This is a genomic window from Flavobacterium sp. GSA192 (assembly GCF_006386525.1).
Lineage (GTDB): Bacteria > Bacteroidota > Bacteroidia > Flavobacteriales > Flavobacteriaceae > Flavobacterium > Flavobacterium commune.
Map to the genome: position 1 here is coordinate 408622 of NZ_VAHC01000002.1, position 19041 is coordinate 427662.

Annotated in this window: 13 protein-coding genes; 5 read left to right on the forward strand and 8 right to left on the reverse strand. The window is 35.0% G+C overall.

What is annotated here, in order from left to right:
* The first annotated feature begins 56 nt into the window (after positions 1-56).
* The 3 genes from pgi to FDM27_RS05820 all read left to right on the forward strand — a co-directional run bounded on the left by pgi (position 57) and on the right by FDM27_RS05820 (position 2846).
* A complete protein-coding gene (gene pgi / locus FDM27_RS05810; protein WP_071184529.1) occupies positions 57-1700 on the forward strand; it encodes a glucose-6-phosphate isomerase in 1644 nt (547 codons plus the stop codon).
* Positions 1701-1850: 150 nt separating this feature from the next.
* Positions 1851-2276 carry a hypothetical protein gene (locus tag FDM27_RS05815; protein ID WP_071184530.1) on the forward strand — a complete coding sequence of 142 codons (426 nt, stop codon included), beginning with the start codon at positions 1851-1853 and terminating at the stop codon, positions 2274-2276.
* A gap of 75 nt (positions 2277-2351) precedes the next feature.
* Positions 2352-2846, forward strand: coding sequence for a septal ring lytic transglycosylase RlpA family protein (locus FDM27_RS05820; RefSeq protein WP_140485565.1), 495 nt, complete (start codon positions 2352-2354; stop codon positions 2844-2846).
* Between the two features lie 6 nt (positions 2847-2852).
* Here FDM27_RS05820 and FDM27_RS05825 read toward each other — a convergent pair whose 3' ends face one another.
* The gene (locus FDM27_RS05825; protein ID WP_140485566.1) at positions 2853-3320 is read right to left on the reverse strand and encodes a CYTH domain-containing protein; all 468 of its coding nucleotides are present in this window, start codon (positions 3318-3320) and stop codon (positions 2853-2855) included.
* A gap of 32 nt (positions 3321-3352) precedes the next feature.
* Entirely contained in the window at positions 3353-4762 is a 1410-nt protein-coding gene (locus FDM27_RS05830; protein WP_140485567.1) for a T9SS type A sorting domain-containing protein, read from the reverse strand.
* A gap of 99 nt (positions 4763-4861) precedes the next feature.
* On the opposite strand from FDM27_RS05830, the gene dinB reads away from it, so the two are divergent.
* Positions 4862-5947, forward strand: coding sequence for a DNA polymerase IV (dinB, locus tag FDM27_RS05835; protein WP_140485568.1), 1086 nt, complete (start codon positions 4862-4864; stop codon positions 5945-5947).
* A gap of 56 nt (positions 5948-6003) precedes the next feature.
* Here the strand turns inward: dinB and FDM27_RS05840 are convergent, their stop codons facing one another.
* Positions 6004-6771 (reverse strand): Bax inhibitor-1/YccA family protein, encoded by a 768-nt coding sequence (locus FDM27_RS05840; RefSeq protein WP_140485569.1) that lies wholly within the window; start codon positions 6769-6771, stop codon positions 6004-6006.
* A 192-nt stretch (positions 6772-6963) separates the two neighbouring features.
* On the opposite strand from FDM27_RS05840, the gene FDM27_RS05845 reads away from it, so the two are divergent.
* The gene (locus FDM27_RS05845) at positions 6964-8340 is read left to right on the forward strand and encodes a sensor histidine kinase (protein ID WP_071184538.1); all 1377 of its coding nucleotides are present in this window, start codon (positions 6964-6966) and stop codon (positions 8338-8340) included.
* An 81-nt stretch (positions 8341-8421) separates the two neighbouring features.
* On the opposite strand, the gene FDM27_RS05850 is transcribed toward FDM27_RS05845, so the two are convergent.
* From FDM27_RS05850 to FDM27_RS05870, 5 genes are all read right to left on the reverse strand, one after another.
* Positions 8422-10908, reverse strand: a complete 2487-nt coding sequence (locus FDM27_RS05850; protein WP_140485570.1) for a TIM-barrel domain-containing protein — start codon at positions 10906-10908, stop codon at positions 8422-8424.
* A 108-nt stretch (positions 10909-11016) separates the two neighbouring features.
* Positions 11017-15021 carry an ATP-binding protein gene (locus FDM27_RS05855; RefSeq protein ID WP_140485571.1) on the reverse strand — a complete coding sequence of 1335 codons (4005 nt, stop codon included), beginning with the start codon at positions 15019-15021 and terminating at the stop codon, positions 11017-11019.
* Positions 15022-15114: 93 nt separating this feature from the next.
* Entirely contained in the window at positions 15115-16179 is a 1065-nt protein-coding gene (locus FDM27_RS05860; RefSeq protein ID WP_140485572.1) for a formylglycine-generating enzyme family protein, read from the reverse strand.
* A 279-nt stretch (positions 16180-16458) separates the two neighbouring features.
* Positions 16459-18330: a glycoside hydrolase family 13 protein gene (locus FDM27_RS05865; RefSeq protein WP_140485573.1), complete on the reverse strand. Its 1872-nt coding sequence runs from the start codon at positions 18328-18330 to the stop codon at positions 16459-16461.
* An 11-nt stretch (positions 18331-18341) separates the two neighbouring features.
* Positions 18342-19040 carry a SusE domain-containing protein gene (locus FDM27_RS05870; RefSeq protein WP_083382066.1) on the reverse strand — a complete coding sequence of 233 codons (699 nt, stop codon included), beginning with the start codon at positions 19038-19040 and terminating at the stop codon, positions 18342-18344.
* Between the last annotated feature and the right edge of the window lies 1 nt (position 19041).

Here is a 19041-nt window from a genome sequence, read left to right on the forward strand (position 1 = left end):
CAACTAATTTCAGTATTTTTACGCCCAAATCTAAAACACTAAAAACAAAAATATAAATGGCTTTAAGTACTCTAAACCCAACAAAAACAACTTCATGGAAGAAGCTGGAAACTCATTTTGGTCAATTGAAAAATGTTTCTATGCAGCAAATGTTCAAACAAGATGCTACAAGAGCGGAGAAATTCAGTATTCTTTGGAATGATTTTTTAATTGATTATTCTAAAAATATTATCAATCAGGAAACGATGGCATTGTTGCTTGAATTGGCAAATGAAATGGGACTTAAAAGTGGAATTGAGGATTATTTTGGAGGTGGAATAATCAATCAAACTGAAAACAGAGCGGTGCTTCATACTGCATTAAGAGCAAAAGAATCGGCGGTAATCAATGTAAACGGAGTAAATGTAATTCCGGAGGTTTATGAAGTAAAAAATAAAATTAAAACTTTTACTAACGAAATTACTTCAGGTAAAAGAACGGGTTATACCGGGAAAGCTTTTACTGATGTAGTTAATATCGGTATTGGTGGTTCTGATTTAGGACCGGCAATGGTAGTGGAAGCTTTGCAATATTATAAAAACAATCTGAATGTTCATTTTGTTTCCAATGTTGATGGGGATCATGTGAATGAAATCATTAAAAAGTTAAATCCGGAAACGACTCTTTTTGTTATTGTTTCTAAAACGTTCACTACTCAGGAGACTTTAACTAATTCTGAAACAATTAGAAAATGGTTTTTACAATCGGCTTCACAGGAAGATGTGGCTAAGCACTTTGTGGCAGTTTCTACTAATTTGCAAAAAGTAACCGAATTCGGAATTAATCCTGATAATGTATTTCCAATGTGGGACTGGGTTGGAGGACGTTTTTCTCTTTGGAGCGCTGTAGGATTGTCTATCAGTTTAGCGGTAGGCTTTGATAATTTTGATGAATTATTAAACGGAGCTAACGAAATGGACGAACATTTTAAAACAGCTGAATTTGACAAAAATATTCCGGTTGTTTTGGCATTGTTAAGCGTTTGGTACAATAATTTCTTTGGAGCAGAAAGCGAAGCTTTGATTCCATATACCCAATATTTACAAAAATTAGCACCTTACTTACAACAAGGAACCATGGAAAGTAATGGTAAGAGTGTAGGTCGCGATGGAAAAGAAGTAGATTATCAAACAGGAACTATTATTTGGGGAGAGCCGGGAACGAATGCTCAACACGCTTTTTTCCAGTTAATCCACCAGGGAACTAAGTTGATTCCAACGGATTTTATTGGTTACGTTCAACCTTTGTATGGTGATATCAATCATCATGATAAATTGATGTCTAACTTTTTTGCACAAACAGAAGCCTTGTTAAACGGAAAAGAGGAAGCAAAAGTTCAGGCTGAATTTGACAAACAAGGATTGTCGGCTGAGGCAGCTGCTTTTCTTTTGCCATTCAAAGTTTTTGCCGGAAACAAGCCTACAAATACCTTCTTGATTCAGAAATTAACTCCTAAATCTTTGGGTTCATTGATTTCTTTATACGAGCATAAAATTTTTGTGCAAGGATTTATCTGGAACATTTTTAGTTATGATCAATGGGGAGTAGAGCTTGGAAAACAATTAGCTAATTCTATCCTGGACGAGATCAATTCGAATGAAGTGAAAAATCACGATAGTTCTACAGCTTCTTTATTGGGGCATTTTTTAAGAAATAAATAACATTTAGCTGATTTTGTTTAAATAACTGATTATCAGTTGTTATTTTTAAAACGGCTATATTATACGAATAAAAACCTCATTTGCTTTTAGTATAATGAGGTTTTTTTTAGACCTTTTTTGTTTATATTTGTTAAAAAAAATATCAAAAACATGTACGAATTCATTCAAAAATTTCATTCAGGTTGGGCTTATTTAGCACTTTTATTATTAGTAGTTGCAGTGATTAATGCTTTTATTGGTTTTGTTTCTAAAAAAGAATTTACTGCTAAAGACAGAAAGATTGCAATTTTTGGATTAATAGGAACACATACTCAATTATTGATTGGTTTGATTTTGTATTTTGTTTCACCACTTGGATTAAATTCTCTGGGACAAATGTCAGACAAAATGTTGCGATTAACGTCATTAGAACATCCATTAATTAATATTATTGCTATTGTTCTAATTACAATTGGTTGGTCTAAACACAAAAAGTTAAGCACAAGCGAATCAAAATTTAAAACCTTCTCGATTTTCTACGGATTTGGATTATTGCTTATTTTAAGTAGAATTCCATGGTCGTTATGGATGCAATAAAATCTTAAAAAGTCCTTTTCAGGACTTTTTTTATCTGGTTTTTGTTTTTAAATAGATTCGAACTAAAAAGCTAATATGAAAAAATCAATAACACTACTTTTTCTATTTATTACTGTTTTTTTTGCTCATGCTCAAAATTCGGCTAAGTCAAAAACGGTTTCAACTGCTAAGGGTAATCTGGCTAAGGATACGGTGAAAGGTTTTGCATTTGTAGCTAAAAATCAAGTTGTAAGAGATACCATTCAGGATGAGGTAGTTGGTAAGTTAAAAGTCTATAAAAAAAGTGTTCATGCTTCGTATTACGCTGATAAATTTAATGGAAAGCGAACAGCAAGTGGTATAAAATTCAATAATAACGATTATACGGCGGCTCATAAAAAATTTCCTTTTGGAACTAAATTAAGAATTACCAACGAGGCCAATGGGAAATCGGTTATTGTAGAAGTTGTTGACAGAGGTCCTTTTGTAAGATCCAGAGAAATTGATTTGACAAAAAGAGCCTTTATGGAAATTGCCCGAAATAGAGGTGCAGGTTCAATGATTGTTACCATCGAAGAAATTATAAAGTAATTTTTTTTACCAATTTCGATACGGATTTTTGCTTAAATACGAATTATAATATCGTTTATCATTAGTTACTTCTTCACCCAGCCAATTGGGTTTTTCAAAATCTTCAGTTTCTGATTTTAGTTCTATTTCGGCCATTTCAAGACCTTCATTTTCGCCGTAAAATTCATCCACTTCATAGGTGTGATGACCCACTTTTACCTCAAAACGTGTTTTGTCTATTACTCCTTTTTCACAAAGCAACAATAAATTTTTAGCCTCATCAACGGCAATTTCTTTTTCCCATTCAAAACGCGACATGCCACTTGCGCTGGAACTGCCTTTTATAGTTAAATAAGCCTTGTTTTCTTTGATTCTCACGCGTACTGTGCGCTCGGGATTAGAACTCAAATAACCTTGGATAATGCGTTTTTTAGAAAAAGCTTCTTTTTTATAAGAATCGGAAGTGACTAAAAATTTTCTTTCTATTTCTAACATCTTATTGATAAATTACAAAGTTTAAAGATAGCTTATTCTTTGATAATTTTAAATGTCTGTGGCGAATCAGTATTTGAAATTTTAAGTATATAAAAACCAGCGTTTAGTCTGGAAACATCAATGGTGCCATCGGTGCTTTTTCCATGTAAAACAGCATTGGATTCAAAGTCAAAAAAGTCATAATCAAAACTTTTGTAATCGTAGTTTTTAATTGTAACCACTGTAGTAGCAGGATTAGGGAATACAAAAGGTGTTGGAGTAGTAATGGTTTCAACATAAGGAATATTGTTGCAGGCACTTTCTATCAAAGAAGCTAAATCATTTTCATCAAAAATTAAGGTGTAATCAAGTGCTTTAGCTTTTTCAAATAATTCACAAGCTTCGCTGTATTTTTTTTGATCGAGATAAATAATTCCTAAATTTTTCATCGCATACGAATTGTTTTTGTCCATTTTTAAGGCTTCTTGTAAATCTTCAATTCCTTTTTCGGATTCCCCCAGTTTATGATACAATAAACCTCTGGTAGTTCGTAAATCTCTACTTCCGTAATTAGATGAATGTGAGATGATCTTTGCTTCTCTGGTAAAAGCAATGTTAATATTCTCCATGGCTTTTTCATATTCGCCAATATCACTATAAAGTTTAGCCAGTCCCCATCTTGCGTGACCGTGTTGCGGTTGCTCGGCAACAATTTTTTCCAAATAATAGCGGGCTAAATCAGTGGATTTTTTTTGCTGCAGATAATTGGCAAAATTATATAAAATCCGATAGTCTTTTGGAGCTGCAGCCATCGCTTTTAGATAATATTGATAGGCTGAAAGTTCCATTTCAAGTGCGCCAAACTGGTTAGCTAATAAATCATAAAGACTGCTTTTAAACTTAGTTCTACTGGTTTTGATAGCTTCCGAAATTACTTTAGTAGTATCTTTTTCGGATTTTTTAATAATCGATTCTACTCTTTTTAAATCATCAATAGCTAATGTTCTGTTTCCAAGACGAGCTCTTAAATTACCTCTCTGAAACAGGTCGTTGATGTGGGTTGGATTATAGTTGGTTCTGGTGTTTAATTGAGTAAGTAATTGGAGATGTTTTTTTGCATTTTCTTCATTTTCTTTGTTACTGAAAGGTAGTTTATGATCGGTTCTGCTTAATAATTTACCATGTGAAAAGTTCCAGGTAACTAATTTTTCGCCTTGGCTGTCGTATTGAAAACTATTGGAATCTCTACGTCCATTGTCGTCATAATAAAAAACTTCGTTTATTTTTCCATTATTATGATAGGTTTTTAAACTATCTATTTTTTTGTCAGATCCTTTCCAAATTTCTACAGAAACTATTTTGTCTCTGTAGAAGTATTTAAAAACAGTTTTATTAGAGTTATTGTTTTGACTCCAGAATAAGATTGGGAAAAATAATAGAAAAGAAAGTATTTTTATATTCATGTTATTTTGTGTAAATGAAATGTTTGTTGATTTTATTCAGGATTAAATGTAAGTAATTTTTGTAGGTTTTAAAATGATAATTTTCTATAATTTTGTTTTATGCTCGAAATAAATTCTCATAGAAAAATCATACACATCGATATGGATGCTTTTTTTGCTTCTGTGGAGCAAATGGACAATCCGGAGCTGCGAGGAAAGCCTATTGCTGTGGGAGGTTCTGAAAACAGAGGGGTAGTGGCAGCGGCGAGTTATGAGGCGAGGAAATTTGGTGTTCGTTCGGCAATAAGCGGAGTTTTGGCCAAGAAATATTGTCCGGAACTTATATTTGTCCGTCCCCGATTTGAGCGTTACAAGGAAATTTCGAATCAAATTCATAAGATTTTCCGCGACTATACCGATTTGATTGAACCGCTTTCGCTTGACGAAGCTTATCTGGATGTAACCCAAAATAAAAAAGGAAATCCCAGTGCGAGTTTATTGGCACAGGAAATTCGAAATCGTATTTTTAATGAAGTGGGTTTAACGGCTTCGGCGGGAATTTCGATTAATAAATTTGTGGCCAAAATTGCAAGTGATTACAATAAGCCCAACGGACAAAAAACCGTTACTCCCGATGAGGTGATTCCGTTTCTGGAAGTTTTGCCTATTCGCAAATTTTATGGTGTGGGTAAGGTGACAACCGAGAAAATGTACCAACTGGGGATTTTTAGCGGACAGGAATTAAAGAGTAAATCATTAGAATTTTTAGAAAAGCATTTCGGTAAATCAGGGAGTTATTATTACCATGTGGTGCGCGGTATTCACAATAGCGAAGTGAAATCGAGTCGAATTGCGAAATCGGTAGCCGCCGAACATACTTTTGAAACTAATTTATCTTCGGAAATCTTTATGTTGGAACAATTGGAGAACATTGCCAATAGTTTAGAGCGAAGGTTGAAAAAACATCATGTTTCAGGAAAAACAGTAACCTTAAAGATAAAATACAGCGATTTTACACAACAAACCCGAAGTAAAACCCTGCCTTATTTTATTGCCGATAAAGGATTGATTTTAGAAACAGTAAAAGAATTGTTGTATCAGGAACGAATGAAAGATTCGGTTCGGTTGCTTGGGATTTCTATGAGTAACTTAAATACCGAAGTTAAAAAAACAGTGGTTGCAGTTCAATTGAAATTTGACTTTTAAAAAACACAAAACCCTTCTTTTGGGGAAGGGTTTACATTTAATACTATAATTTGAAATTAGTCTTTACTGGAAAGTTTAGATAGCAATCTCAGGAATTCGATGTATAGCCAAACTAAGGTAATCATCAATCCCATGGCACCAAACCATTCCATGTATTTTGGCATTCTTTGTTGCGCTCCTTCTTCAATTCGATCAAAATCAAGGAATAAATTTAAGGCGGCAATTATAATCACAAAAACACTGATTCCAATACTCCACATCGAATTTCCATAATGTACCGGTTGGTAGCTTGTAAATAGCGAAAACAGCCAGGAAATCAAATAATAAGTAGCTATAGCCAGTGTAGCAGCAACAACGACAGATTTGAATTGTTCGGTTACTTTTATTATTCGGTATTTGTACAATCCCAGACAAACGGCAAAGGTTACAAATGTTGCTCCTACAGCCTGAATGACAATTCCCGGGTATTTGACTTCAAAAATTGCTGAAATTCCTCCAATGAATAAGCCTTCAAATACAGCGTAACCCGGAGCTAAATAGCCGGAATATTGTGGTTTAAAAGCAGAAATAATAACTAAAACAAAACCGATTATAGCTCCCCCAATGGCCGGAACAATAGGGTTCATTCCGTTAAAAGTCATCCACCAGGTTACCATGGCAGCTGCTGTAAGCAATAAGAATAATAAAATAGTTTTGTTGATAGTTCCCGAAATGGTCATGTCCTGATCATAACCAATAACAGTGGCTTCGTGAACTTGTTCTGCTCTTGATGTAGGCGAGAAACTTTTATTGTTTAAAAAAGGGTTTCTAGATTTGAATTCCATAGTACATTACATTTTATGTTAGCCAAATATAAATGATATTTTTCAGGAAAGTTGTTTAATTCTTCTTAATTTTTTTATTCTGATTTTGTTGTTTATTTTGACAATAATATAAAAAAGCACTAATAAATAAGGCTGAATATTCTCTTAATTCGTACATTTATCTCCCCGGTTTTTTAATGAAATACAATTATAATGTCTCAATTTCTGCTGTTAGACCCCAAAACTGTTTTCCAACTTTATTTTTTAGGAAATTTATTTGTTTGTATTCTGATATTTAGCTACTCGTTTTCTTATGCTACTACCGACAACAGAAAGATTTTAAACTACTATGGTCTTGGCAAGTTATTGTTAACCATAGGTTGGGTTTTTCTTTTTTTAAGAAATACCATTCCTGATTTTCTTTCGATTAATATAGCTAATATGATTGTTTTTTCGGCCTGTTGTTATGAAACAATTGCAATACTTGCTATGTTTAAAACAAAATCAAAGCAGTCGGTTAAAATACAAATAGGGATAACTATTGTGGCAGCAATCGTTTTTAACATCGCAACAGTTTTAGAAAGCACCATCAATACCCGTGTTTTGATTGTTTCTATTGGTTTATTTGCTATTTATTTACGACCAACTATTAGCTATTTTACGGATACAAAACATAATTTCTTCAGAACCTTCTACGGACTATGTTTTTCCGGATTTGAAATTTTATTGGTCATCAGAATCATTTATAATTATTTTAATCCGCAAACGGATTTCTTTGCACAAAGTGTTTTTGATAGCATGTACAATGTCACTTTGTTTTTGCTGTCGTTAACCAGTACCGTTGGTTTTTTATTACTGATAAAAGAAAAACAGGATTTGAAAATCCAGCGACTTTTAAAAGATAAAAATCAGTTTTTTTCTATCATCGCTCATGATTTGCGTGGGCCTTTAGGATCTTCGGTTGGACTTTCGGAAATACTAACCGAAAATATTGGACAGTATAGTCTTGAAGAAATTAAAGAGATTACCGAAATGCTCCATCAATCCAACAAAAACAGTTACAAACTGCTGGAAAATCTATTAGGATGGTCGCAGGTACAAACCGGTATGATTGAGTTTAATCCGAAGAAAATTGCGTTGAATGCTTTAATTGAGGATAATCTGGAACTCAATAAAAATGCAGCATTGAATAAAAATATCCGTCTTATGTTTGATTCGGATGAATTTATCGAAGTCGAAGCCGATAAGAATATGATTGATACCATAGTGCGAAATTTACTGACAAACGCAATTAAGTTTACTGATAAACACGGTCAAATACAGGTGAAAATGAAAAAACAGGCTCAAAATGCTGAGGTTTCTGTTATAGATAGCGGTGTTGGGATTCCTAATAACATCAAAGAAAAATTGTTTAAAATCAATGGGAGAGTTACGCAAAAAGGGACTGAAAACGAAATTGGAACCGGACTGGGTTTGTTACTTTGCAGTGAATTTATAAAAAAACACCAAGGCGAAATTTGGGTAGAAAGTGAAATAGGTAAGGGGAGTACTTTTAAGTTTAGTTTGCCTTTAGCATCGATGAAAAATTAGCTTAGTAAAAAGGCTGTCTCACTTTTTGTGAAACAGCCTTTGTAATGTAATTGAAGAGAATTCAAAAATCTAAAAATGCTATTACAATTTCACCGATTTTTCCTTTCCGTCGTAACTTATAGTTTTATCGAAATTAGTTGTACCAGTCATTCCAGTTCCTTTTCCCTTAGTTGCAAGTATAATATTAAACGTTCTGTTTTTTATCATTCCTTTGAAGTCTCCTTTTCTTTTTCCAACAGTTAATGTTTTAGTTTGCTCATTCCATTTAAAAGTTATTGTAGAATAGGCTCCTTTTTCATAATTGTAATTGTCGTTTTCATCTTCGTATAAAGTGAATTCACCATTAGCTCCGGGATAAACACGAATTTCTAAGTTATCCCATTTTTTCTCCGTAGCATATTGCACTTTTGGACCAAAAGGAATAATACTTCCTGCTTTAATGTACAAAGGAATTTCATCGATAGTTGTTGCTTTTTCAATTTCCTGACCACCATTAATTTTCTCATTTGTCCAGAAATCAAACCATGCTGCTCCTTCTGGCAAATACACTTTTGTCGATTTAGCCTGGGTAAAAGTAACAGCTTGTACTTTAGCTCCGTTAGCATCATTATCTTTATTCCAACCTGTTTCTTCGTTTGATTTTACAATAGTTTCCGGAGTATATTGCGCATTAACAACAGGTGCAACCAATATTGATTTACCAAATAGATACTCATTGTTCATATCTACCACCTTCTTATCATTAAAATCCATCACCAAAGCACGCATCATAGTCGATTGATTATTGGTAATATCCCAAGAAGCAGAATAAATATAGGGCAGCAATGAATAACGCAAATCAATTGTTTTAACTATCGCATCATAAATTGTTTCGCCTTTTTTTCCAAAATTATAAATCTCTCTTGGAATATCTGTACCATGCGAACGCATCATAGGAGTGAATGCCCCAAACTGAAGCCAGCGAACATACAATTCCTGAAACGATGGATTCTTAGTTCCGTCGCCCCATCCTCTTTTATAAGCACCTGCGAAAAAACCTCCAATATCCGTATTCCAATACGGAATGGCACTCATAGAAAAGTTTAGACCAGCCGGTATCTGATTGCGTAAGGATTGCCAAGAGGAATTCACATCACCCGACCAGGTATTCGCTCCGTAACGTTGTTGTCCAGCAAAAGCTGAGCGGGTAAGAATAAAAATACGTTTATCAGCACTTGCTGCACGTTGGTGTTCTGAAACTCCTCCTACCGTCATCAATGGAAAAGCGTTGCGTACTTTTCGGAACGAACCAAGGTGCGTTTTTAAATCAAAATCGGAAGGTTTAAAGTCTAGATGATCTGGTTCGGACGAATCCATCCACCATCCGTCAATTCCCAACGAGAAAAGACCTTTGTTTAAATACTTCCAATATATATCACGAGCTCCTGGATTGTATGGATCATAAGGCTGAACACCTGATGGATAGTCACGGTTTGGCGGCCAGGTTTCTAATCCTGATTGTGGCCAGGTACCAAAATTTAAAAGCATACCCTTTGGTTGCATTTCTCGAAATTGCTTAGTTTGTGGTCCAAATGAATTCCAAATAGAAATAATTAGGTGTGCATTCATGTTGTGAATATCATCCACCATTTTCTTTGGTTGTGGGAATTCAGGATTTAGAAAATCCATCGCATTCCACAAATAATTATTTCCCCAATATTGCCAATCCTGAATAATTCCATCAAGCGGAACACCCAATTCACGGTATTTACTCACTACGCCTACCAGTTCATCTTGGCTTTTGTAGCGTTCTTTACTTTGCCAATAACCAAATGTCCATAATGGAAACATCGGAGCTTGTCCGGTAAGCTCTCGCATACCTGCAATCGAACCATCAATGTTTCCACCAACCATAAAATAATAATCAATACAATCGCCAACTTCTGATTTGAATGAAGCACTTTCTGGCTTATCTTCAAAAGTAGTAGGCGAATAATTATCCCAGAACAATCCGTAGCCTTTTGTAGAAACCAGGAAAGGTACATAATCATCAACATTGCCTTGTACCATGTTGATTTTTGCATTACGCAGTGATAATTTACCTCGCTGTTGTTGACCCAGACCATAAATAGCCTCGTCTTTATCTAACACAAATAATTGATTGATACTATAGGTTTTAGATCCTGCATCATCAAAATCAGTAAATTTTGATCCTGATGCTGCCTCATTTAAAAGTGCTCCTCCAGCAATTGTGTAATATGCTATTTTACCCGATTTTAAATCAACATCCACTTTCAGTTTTTCGCTTTTTAACGAAACCACATCTCCTTTTTGTTGAATTGTGAATTTTGTTTGCTGTGGTTTTTTGGTAACGGATAGACTTTCTTTTTTGAAAGCAACTCCTTCAGGTGATTTTAAAATACGAACAATACCTGGACTGTAAAACTGAACCTCAACATCCATCGACTGCAATTTGATTTTTACCCCTAAGGCCGTTTTTTGATAATTTTGAGCTACTAATGACGAAAAAGAAAACAGCGCAAGCAACAGAATGTACTGGCGGTTTCTACTCAGAAATGCATTTTTCATTTGGTTTATTTTAAGTTAATCAATATCAACCAAAGCTATTTATATTCATTTAAAGAAAGTGGTACGATATGTTGTTTTCAATGGTACATTTTGTTGTTCATTCCTTTATTACAACTCATTATCAGCATTTTTATCGTTTTGTCCATACTTTGACGGACTCACTCCAAAAGCTTCTTTAAAATATTTGCTGAAATATTTCTGCGTATTGAAACCTACTTTTTCGGCTACTTCAGCTACTGGATATTGCCCCTGAATTAAAAGTTGAGCTGCTCGTTTTAATCGAATGGATCGAATAAATTCCGAAGGTGCCAGTCCTGTTATAGAGTGCATTTTTTTATACAAAACTGTTCGATCCATTCCCAAATCCTGACTAAATTGCTGAACAGAATAATCGGGATTATCCATATTTTTTTCCATGTAGCCAAGCGCTTTTTCGATCAACTGTTCGTCAATTGAAGTAATCGTAATCTCTTTTGGATTCACTTCTAATTTTTTCGAAAATGCCGATTGCCGTTGATTTTTCTGAGTAATCAATTTCTCTATTCGAAGTAATAGTATTTCCAGATTAAACGGCTTAGCCAAATATTCATCAGCTCCCGATTGATAGCCTGTCAGTTTTAAATCTTCAGATGTACGGGCGGTCAATAATATCAAAGGAATATGGGAAGTTTGTACGTTTGATTTGATTCGTTTGCATAATTCGAATCCATCAACTTTGGGCATCATCACGTCACTTATGATTAAATCGGGAGATTTTGACAAAGCCAAATTTTCTCCTTCTTCGCCATCAGCAGCTTCAAAAACTTCATATTGATGAGACAATTCGGTTACCAGAAAACGTCTTAAATCGTCATTGTCTTCCACTACTAAAAGGATCTCTTTTTTAGATGTTGCTGGGATAAGCTGATTATTGATTTCATCTTCAGCAACAGCAACCAGAGTTTCAGAATCGGTTTTTTGAGGAACAAGATTAGTTGGAATTGTAACCGCAAATACCGTTTTCACATTAGGTTCACTTTCCACCATTACATCTCCAGAATGCAATTCGACATATTCTTTCACCAGATGCAATCCAATACCGCTTCCTCCTTGAGTTGTAGAAGCCTGATAAAAACGATTGAACACATTAGGTAAATCGTTTTCAGAAATTCCAGAACCCGAATCTATAACTTCTAGCCGAACAAAATCGGAATTTTGATTTTCTATTGTTTGTGAAATTCGCATTGTAATTGTTCCTCCTACTGGTGTAAACTTAAATGCATTCGACAACAAATTATTAATTACCTTGTACAGTTTATCATTATCAAAGTACATGAATAGCTCTGGCATATTAGACTCTACCGAAAAATCAATCTGCTTCTCCAGAGCCAGCTTGCTAAATAAGTCTTCGAATTGCTTTACAAAATCCACCAAATCGCCAAAAGTCAGATTCAGTTTCTCACCAGAAATTTCCAATCGTCTAAAATCCAATAACTGATTGACCAAATGCTGCAAGTTTAACGCATGACGATGCACTAATTTAATTCTGGATTCAATAGCGGTCTCTTTTATTTCTTTCAAAATGGATTCCAGTGGCGTAATAATCAACGTAAGCGGGGTACGAAATTCGTGGCTGACATTAGTAAAGAAATTAAACTTCATTTGGTTCAATTTTTCTTCATTCTTACGTATTAATTGCTGATTGGTCCATTTTTTATAATAAGATAATGAAAAATAAAGCAACAACGAGAGGAGTACCAAATACAAAACATAAGCAACTGGCGTTTTCCAAAAAGGTGGATTTACAACAATTTTGATTTCGGAATACTCTTTCGACCATTCTCTACTATTGCTTGCCGCCTTCACTTTCAGCACATAAGTTCCTGGAGCCAAATTAGTATATGAAGCACTTCCGGTTCCATTTTGCGCTACTATTTCACGCCAATTATCATCAACTCCTTCCAGACGATAGCGATAATAGGTTTGCGTAGGATTGACATAATTCAATGCCGAAAAATCAACACTTATAAAATTCTGATTGTAATTTAACGCAATACTTTTAGTTGTAGCAATTGCATTTTCCAATATGAAATTCCCATCATAGGATTCTCCCGATTTAACTTTTGTTCCAAAAAGCGTCAAACCTGTAAACAATGGTTTTTGCAATTGTTTAAACGACCAAGGTTTTTGCAAATCGAGAGTATTAAAACCATTAACACCGCCCATTAAAAGCTGTCCATTATTCGATGCAAAAGTAGCAGAAGCTGTAAATTCATTTTCAATCACCCCATCATAATGGTTGAAATTAGCAATAGCAAAACGAAGCTTTTTTTCCTTAGTATCTACCGCAATACGGGAAACACCTCCCGCGGTGGTAACCCAAATTAGCCCTTGTTTGTCTTCTGTAATTCCTTTAATGCTGTTATTCACCAAACCATCATCGGTGAAAAGCGTATGCAGTTCAGCTTTGGATGGTTGCCAAACACTTAATCCGTCCTGAGTTCCAATCCATACAATTCCACGACTGTCCTTGAAAATAGCGGTATAATTTTGGTTTTCATTTTTCAGCGCTTCTTTTAGTGGTTGGCTGATTTTATTCTTTTTATAATTATAAACAAACAATCCAGCGTTGCTTCTTCCTAAAAACGATTGGGTATCAAAAACAATCAATTGAGAAACCGAACCTAATGTTTCACCATTCAATCTCAATTGCAATGACTGAAACTTTCCACTCACAGGATTAAAATCAGCCAATCCCTCGGATGTTGCTACCAAAAATTGTCCATCTGGTTTTTCCACAATGTAACGGCAATTCCCACCAAGCCCATCAATATGTTTAAGCTGATTGTTTTGCAAACAATACACTCCTTTATTTCGTGTACAAATCCAAATCCGATTTTGGGAATCTTTTGTCATCGAAAAACAATCTACATCGGCTGGCAATCCAGTAAAAATGGAAAGTTTCGAAGTTTCCGGAGAATAACTGTACAGTCCATTTTTTGTTCCAACCAAAATCGTATTTTGTGTCGTTTGCTCAAAACAACTTACATCAATATCTTTTAATTGTGTTCCAAAAAATGTTTTACCAACATTCTTAAATTTGAATCGATCGGGATGGTAATACAACAATCCATGATTAAATGTACCAATCCAGAGTCCACCTTGTGAATCGTTATAAAGTGTACTTGCTTCGGTATTTATTGCTGTTCCATCAACTAATTTGAACGATGGAATCAATTGTTTTTCTTTTAGGTTTTTATCAATAAACCACAATCCAATAGCACAACTTACCCATAAATTGCCTTTGTTATCAATAGAAATGGTATTGAGCCAATAATCGGTTTCAAGTATTTTTGTATGCGTTCGTTTTTTAATATCATACCCTAACATCACGCCTTTGGATCCATTTCGTATCTGGTACAATGAGTTATCCGACTGGACAACCATCAGCGTATTATTGTATTTCGCCTGCTCTTGATTCGATAAAGAATTGGTTTTATACATCTCTTTGGCTGTTTTCAAATCATAACAAACAATCAATCCGTTTCTGTAAAAAAGAAAAAGTTGTTGTTTGACAACAGCTACATCATACAATTGGTCTTTTGTTCCATTGGGAGTCGAAACATTTTTAAGAAAAATAGAAGCCGTTCTTTTTTTGGCATCCTTAAATAACAATCTATCAGAAGAAGTAAGCACCCAATAATTTTGAGAAGTATCGACAAAAAAATCGGCAATAGGCTCACGAATTCCCATTTTAAATAAAACGCTATCGGGTTTCGACACAAAACGTTCCTGTTTTATATCGATACCCATCAACTTTCCTTTGTCTTTTATCCAGACATATTCTTTGTCCACATAGCCGTGGTGAAACCCTGAATAGCTTGTTAATCGGGAAATATTATCTCCTTTTAGATGCAAATATTTAAAGGAAGTTCCGTCATAAATATTGGTTACTCCTTCGGTAATAACAACCATTCGTCCGTCCTGAAGTTGTAAAATAGTACGCACTCTATTTTCAGAAAGTCCGTTTTTAGAATCGATAGCTGTAAATACGAAAGACTGCTGCGCATTTAGAGATACACAGCAAAACAAAAACAACCCAAGTAAAATATAACGACGAAAATTACTATTCATAATTGTTATTGGAATTCACAATAACGAAACTACAAAAAAAACCGTCTCGCTTTTTTTAAAACGAGACGGTTTTATAGTTGTACAGTTTCAAAATCAATTCTTTTGAAGCATTTTCAAATCAACAACTGTTCTAAAACCCACATGGTTTGAACTGGAACCTTCAGCCATTCCCATTCGGGCAGAAATTCTGAAACTGGAACAATAGGATTCGTTACACAAAAAAGAACCTCCTTTTATTATTCGCTCTTTTTCATATTGATTGCTTGGATTCCATGCTTCAGTAGCTCCCTGAGGATTTCTGGTAGTTTCCCCTTTCGAAAACAACTCCTGATAATAATTTACATTGTACCAATCCTGAGTATATTCCCAAACATTTCCGGCAATATCATAAATTCCTAATGAATTTGGAGTAAATGATTTCACCGCAGCCAAAGCTGAATAGCCATCACTTTTAGCGTTATAATTTGGGAAATCACCTTGCCATGTATTGGCCTTTTTATCCATTTTTGATTGATCATCGCCCCAACTGTAAACAGGATTTTTTAAATTTCCCATAGCTGCTAATTCCCATTCGGCTTCTGTTGGCAACCTTCTTTTAGCCCATTTGCAATAAGCCTGAGCATCTTCAAAAGAAATATGCACTACCGGATGATTATCCTTTCCTATGATATTGGAATTTTTTCCTTTCGGATGTCTCCAATTGGCTCCCGTAACCCATTTCCACCATTGTCTAAAATCGGTATAATCCGTAACATTTTTCACTTTATCATTAAAAACCAACGAACCTGGTTGCAATAAAGAATCGGCTGGCTTAGGCGTTCCTTCGGGCAAAGTTTTTTTAAATTCTTCCCAAATAATTGGTCTTTCGGCAGTGGTTACATAATGGGTTTCATCTACAAATTTTTTAAAACTGGCATTGGTAACTTCGGTGATATCCATAAAAAAACCATCAACAGCAACACTGTGTGCTGGTTTCTCATGTTCGAGTGCTAATCGATCGTTTTCTTTTGCTCCTTGTGTAAATGTATTTCCCGAAACCCACACCATATTGGGCGGAGTTACAACATTTTCGGGCTGATCTTTGATAACTTGCTCTTTGTTATTGCAAGCAAAAATGGCAACCAACAAAATTCCAAAAATCAACTTATTAATCTTCATATCAATTGTAATTTATCTTAAAGCAAAAAATACTTATACCATCCTAAAATTTAGGACTAGACAAAACTACTATTTTTTTAATGACTATCCGTCTCATATACCAATGATTGAGAATGGCACACAGATGAAACTGATTTTAACGGATTATCGCAGATTGTGATTTACAAATAGCAATGAAAAATCCGTTTTTATCTGTTCAATCAGTGTCACCTGCCTGTCGGCAGACAGGTCTGCGGCCTGTTTTTAGTCTAGTCCGCTTAGCGGACAATCATGTTTTTTTTATTCCAATTCCAGAACCCAAACGGATTGTGCCTCCATGTTAAATTCACTTTTTAAATCTACCGCTTTTCCAGACAAAACATCTTTACCAAATTTGAAATCTTTTATATTTTCCTGAAAACGTTTTGGATTGACGGCACTTGAAGTCAAATTATTATTTACAACAACCATAACCGTTTTACTATCGGTATATCTAAAATAAACATAGACATTGTTTTCCGGGATATAATGCGTCATTTTCCCAAAATGTACCGCTTCATTCGTTTTGCGCCATTGGAACAATTTAGACGTAAAATCAAAAAAATGTTGTTGTTCAGCTGTTCTTCCTTTTTGAGTAAAAGCGTTATTGCTGTCGCCATTCCATCCTCCGGGAAAATCCAGACGAATAGCGCCATCGCCTTCATTTTTATTTCCAGCCATAGCAATTTCAGAACCATAATAGAGTTGTGGAATTCCACGTACGGTAGCAATCAGAGCCATTGCCATTTGGTATTTTTTGAAATCTTTTTTATAGATTTCGTTAAAACGTTGGGTATCGTGATTTTCGACAAAAGTCAAGATGTTATTTGGATTGGGGTACAGAAAATCATTGGTAAAATTATCATAGATTCGCATAAGTCCTTTGTCCCAATCAGCCTGATTTTCGTTGAAAGCTACAGATGTTGCATTGTGTAAGGTAAAATCCATTACACTTGGCAAATAGGAATTGTAGTTTTGAATAGCGCCCAGTTTACTGTCTTTTTGCCAATACGCCATTTGCGCCTGATCGTGCATCCAGACTTCGCCCACAATATTAAAATTAGGGTATTCGTCAGTGATGGCTTTGGTCCATTTTGCAATTCCAATTTTATCATTATACGAATACGTATCCACTCGGAATCCGTCTAAATCTGCATATTCAATCCACCAAATAGCATTTTGAATCAAATATTTTAACACCAAAGGATTGGATTGATTTAAATCGGGCATTGATTTTACAAACCAACCATCCATGCACATTTTCGCGTCAATTTTGGAAGCATTCGTATCAAATTGTGTCGCCATACGGTAATTGGTTTGTGCATAACCCGGAAATTGATGAATCCATTCGTAAGTTGGCAAATCATTTAGCATCCAATGTTTTGCTCCCCAATGATTCGTCACATAATCCATGATGAGTTTCATGTCTCTTTTGTGCAATTCGGCAGCCAGTTTTAGGTAATCTTCGTTGGTTCCATAACGCGGATCTATTTTATAAACATCCGATTGTCCGTATCCATGGTAGGAACCCTGGGGGTCATTGTCTTCGCAAAGTGGTGTTGGCCAAAGTGCCGTTGCACCCAATTCCTGAATATAATCCAAATTTTGAATTATTCCTTCGATATCGCCTCCATGTCTTCCGCTCGGATTGTTTCGATTTGCTGTTTCGGCTAGTGATTTTTGGCTGTCGTTTTTCGGATTTCCATTGGCAAAACGATCGGGCATTATCAGGTAAATCATGTCCGAAGCATCGTAACTTTTGCGTGAAGCGGAATTTTCCTTACGCTGTTTTAAGGTGTATTTCTTAGTAAAGATTACTTTTTTATTTTTCGAAAATGAAAAAACAATTTCCTGTGCAGCAATTCCTTTGGTATCAATGGTTATAAAAAGATAATTAGGATTTTCTGTTTTTTGGATGGATTTAATAGAAATTCCATTGGAAACAGTTACTTCATTTTCAGCAATGTTTTTGCCATAAAATAAAATCTGCAGTTCAGGATTATGCATTCCGGCATACCAAAACGGAGGCTCTACTCTTTGTATTTGAGCAATAGTGTTTAATGAAAACAAAAGCAATAACAGCGTGACTGCTTTTACTATTTTCGATTTTTTATTATATCCTTTAAGATTCATATTTGCAGTGATTAATTAGTTTTAAAACTCCAAACCTGACCTATAGTCTCCCCTCCTTTATTATCCTTAACGACTACTTTCCAGTAATAACTGGTAGCCGCCTGCAACGTTGTACTTGTCCATGAAGTAGTCGAAATATTAGTTGCTACTTTTGTAGTGGGTGTGGATGTTGTTCCAAAATAAACATCATAAACCAGCACGTCACTAGTATCGACATCGGATGCAGTCCATTTAAGAGTTGCAGTAGTTGTGTTTACAAAAGAACTGAGTTCCGGTTGCACAATCTGCGGTAAAAATGGCGTATGATTAGCTACGGCATCAGCCTCGGTATAAAAACTATAGGTAGCCGAATAATTACTCGAGGCATTTTTACTATCTGTTGCTTTTACTCTCCAATAATAAGCAACTCCTTTATTCAATGTAAAGGATTGATAGGTTGAAGAACCTTCGGTCGTTTTTACAATTTGTGCAAACTGATTATCGGTGGCAATTTGAATTTGATAAGTAAGCGGATTTTTTTCGGCATCTGTTGATAGATTCCATTCGAAACTTACTGCATTATTAATACACAATTGATTATTAGCCGGTAAAGTCAATGTAGGCACAGTAGGTGCTGTATTTGTAACTTCTTCATCAGATGAAGAATCACCTCCACCACATGAAAACAACATGTATGAAGCTATTAGAAGGATATAAATATTCTTTTTCATG

Coding starts and splice junctions, on each gene's coding strand:
- pgi (WP_071184529.1), top strand. CDS start 57: ATGGCTTTAAGTACTCTAAACCCAACAAAAACAACTTCATGGAAGAAG.
- FDM27_RS05815 (WP_071184530.1), top strand. CDS start 1,851: ATGTACGAATTCATTCAAAAATTTCATTCAGGTTGGGCTTATTTAGCA.
- FDM27_RS05820 (WP_140485565.1), top strand. CDS start 2,352: ATGAAAAAATCAATAACACTACTTTTTCTATTTATTACTGTTTTTTTT.
- FDM27_RS05825 (WP_140485566.1), bottom strand. CDS start 3,320: ATGTTAGAAATAGAAAGAAAATTTTTAGTCACTTCCGATTCTTATAAA.
- FDM27_RS05830 (WP_140485567.1), bottom strand. CDS start 4,762: ATGAATATAAAAATACTTTCTTTTCTATTATTTTTCCCAATCTTATTC.
- dinB (WP_140485568.1), top strand. CDS start 4,862: ATGCTCGAAATAAATTCTCATAGAAAAATCATACACATCGATATGGAT.
- FDM27_RS05840 (WP_140485569.1), bottom strand. CDS start 6,771: ATGGAATTCAAATCTAGAAACCCTTTTTTAAACAATAAAAGTTTCTCG.
- FDM27_RS05845 (WP_071184538.1), top strand. CDS start 6,964: ATGTCTCAATTTCTGCTGTTAGACCCCAAAACTGTTTTCCAACTTTAT.
- FDM27_RS05850 (WP_140485570.1), bottom strand. CDS start 10,908: ATGAAAAATGCATTTCTGAGTAGAAACCGCCAGTACATTCTGTTGCTT.
- FDM27_RS05855 (WP_140485571.1), bottom strand. CDS start 15,021: ATGAATAGTAATTTTCGTCGTTATATTTTACTTGGGTTGTTTTTGTTT.
- FDM27_RS05860 (WP_140485572.1), bottom strand. CDS start 16,179: ATGAAGATTAATAAGTTGATTTTTGGAATTTTGTTGGTTGCCATTTTT.
- FDM27_RS05865 (WP_140485573.1), bottom strand. CDS start 18,330: ATGAATCTTAAAGGATATAATAAAAAATCGAAAATAGTAAAAGCAGTC.
- FDM27_RS05870 (WP_083382066.1), bottom strand. CDS start 19,040: ATGAAAAAGAATATTTATATCCTTCTAATAGCTTCATACATGTTGTTT.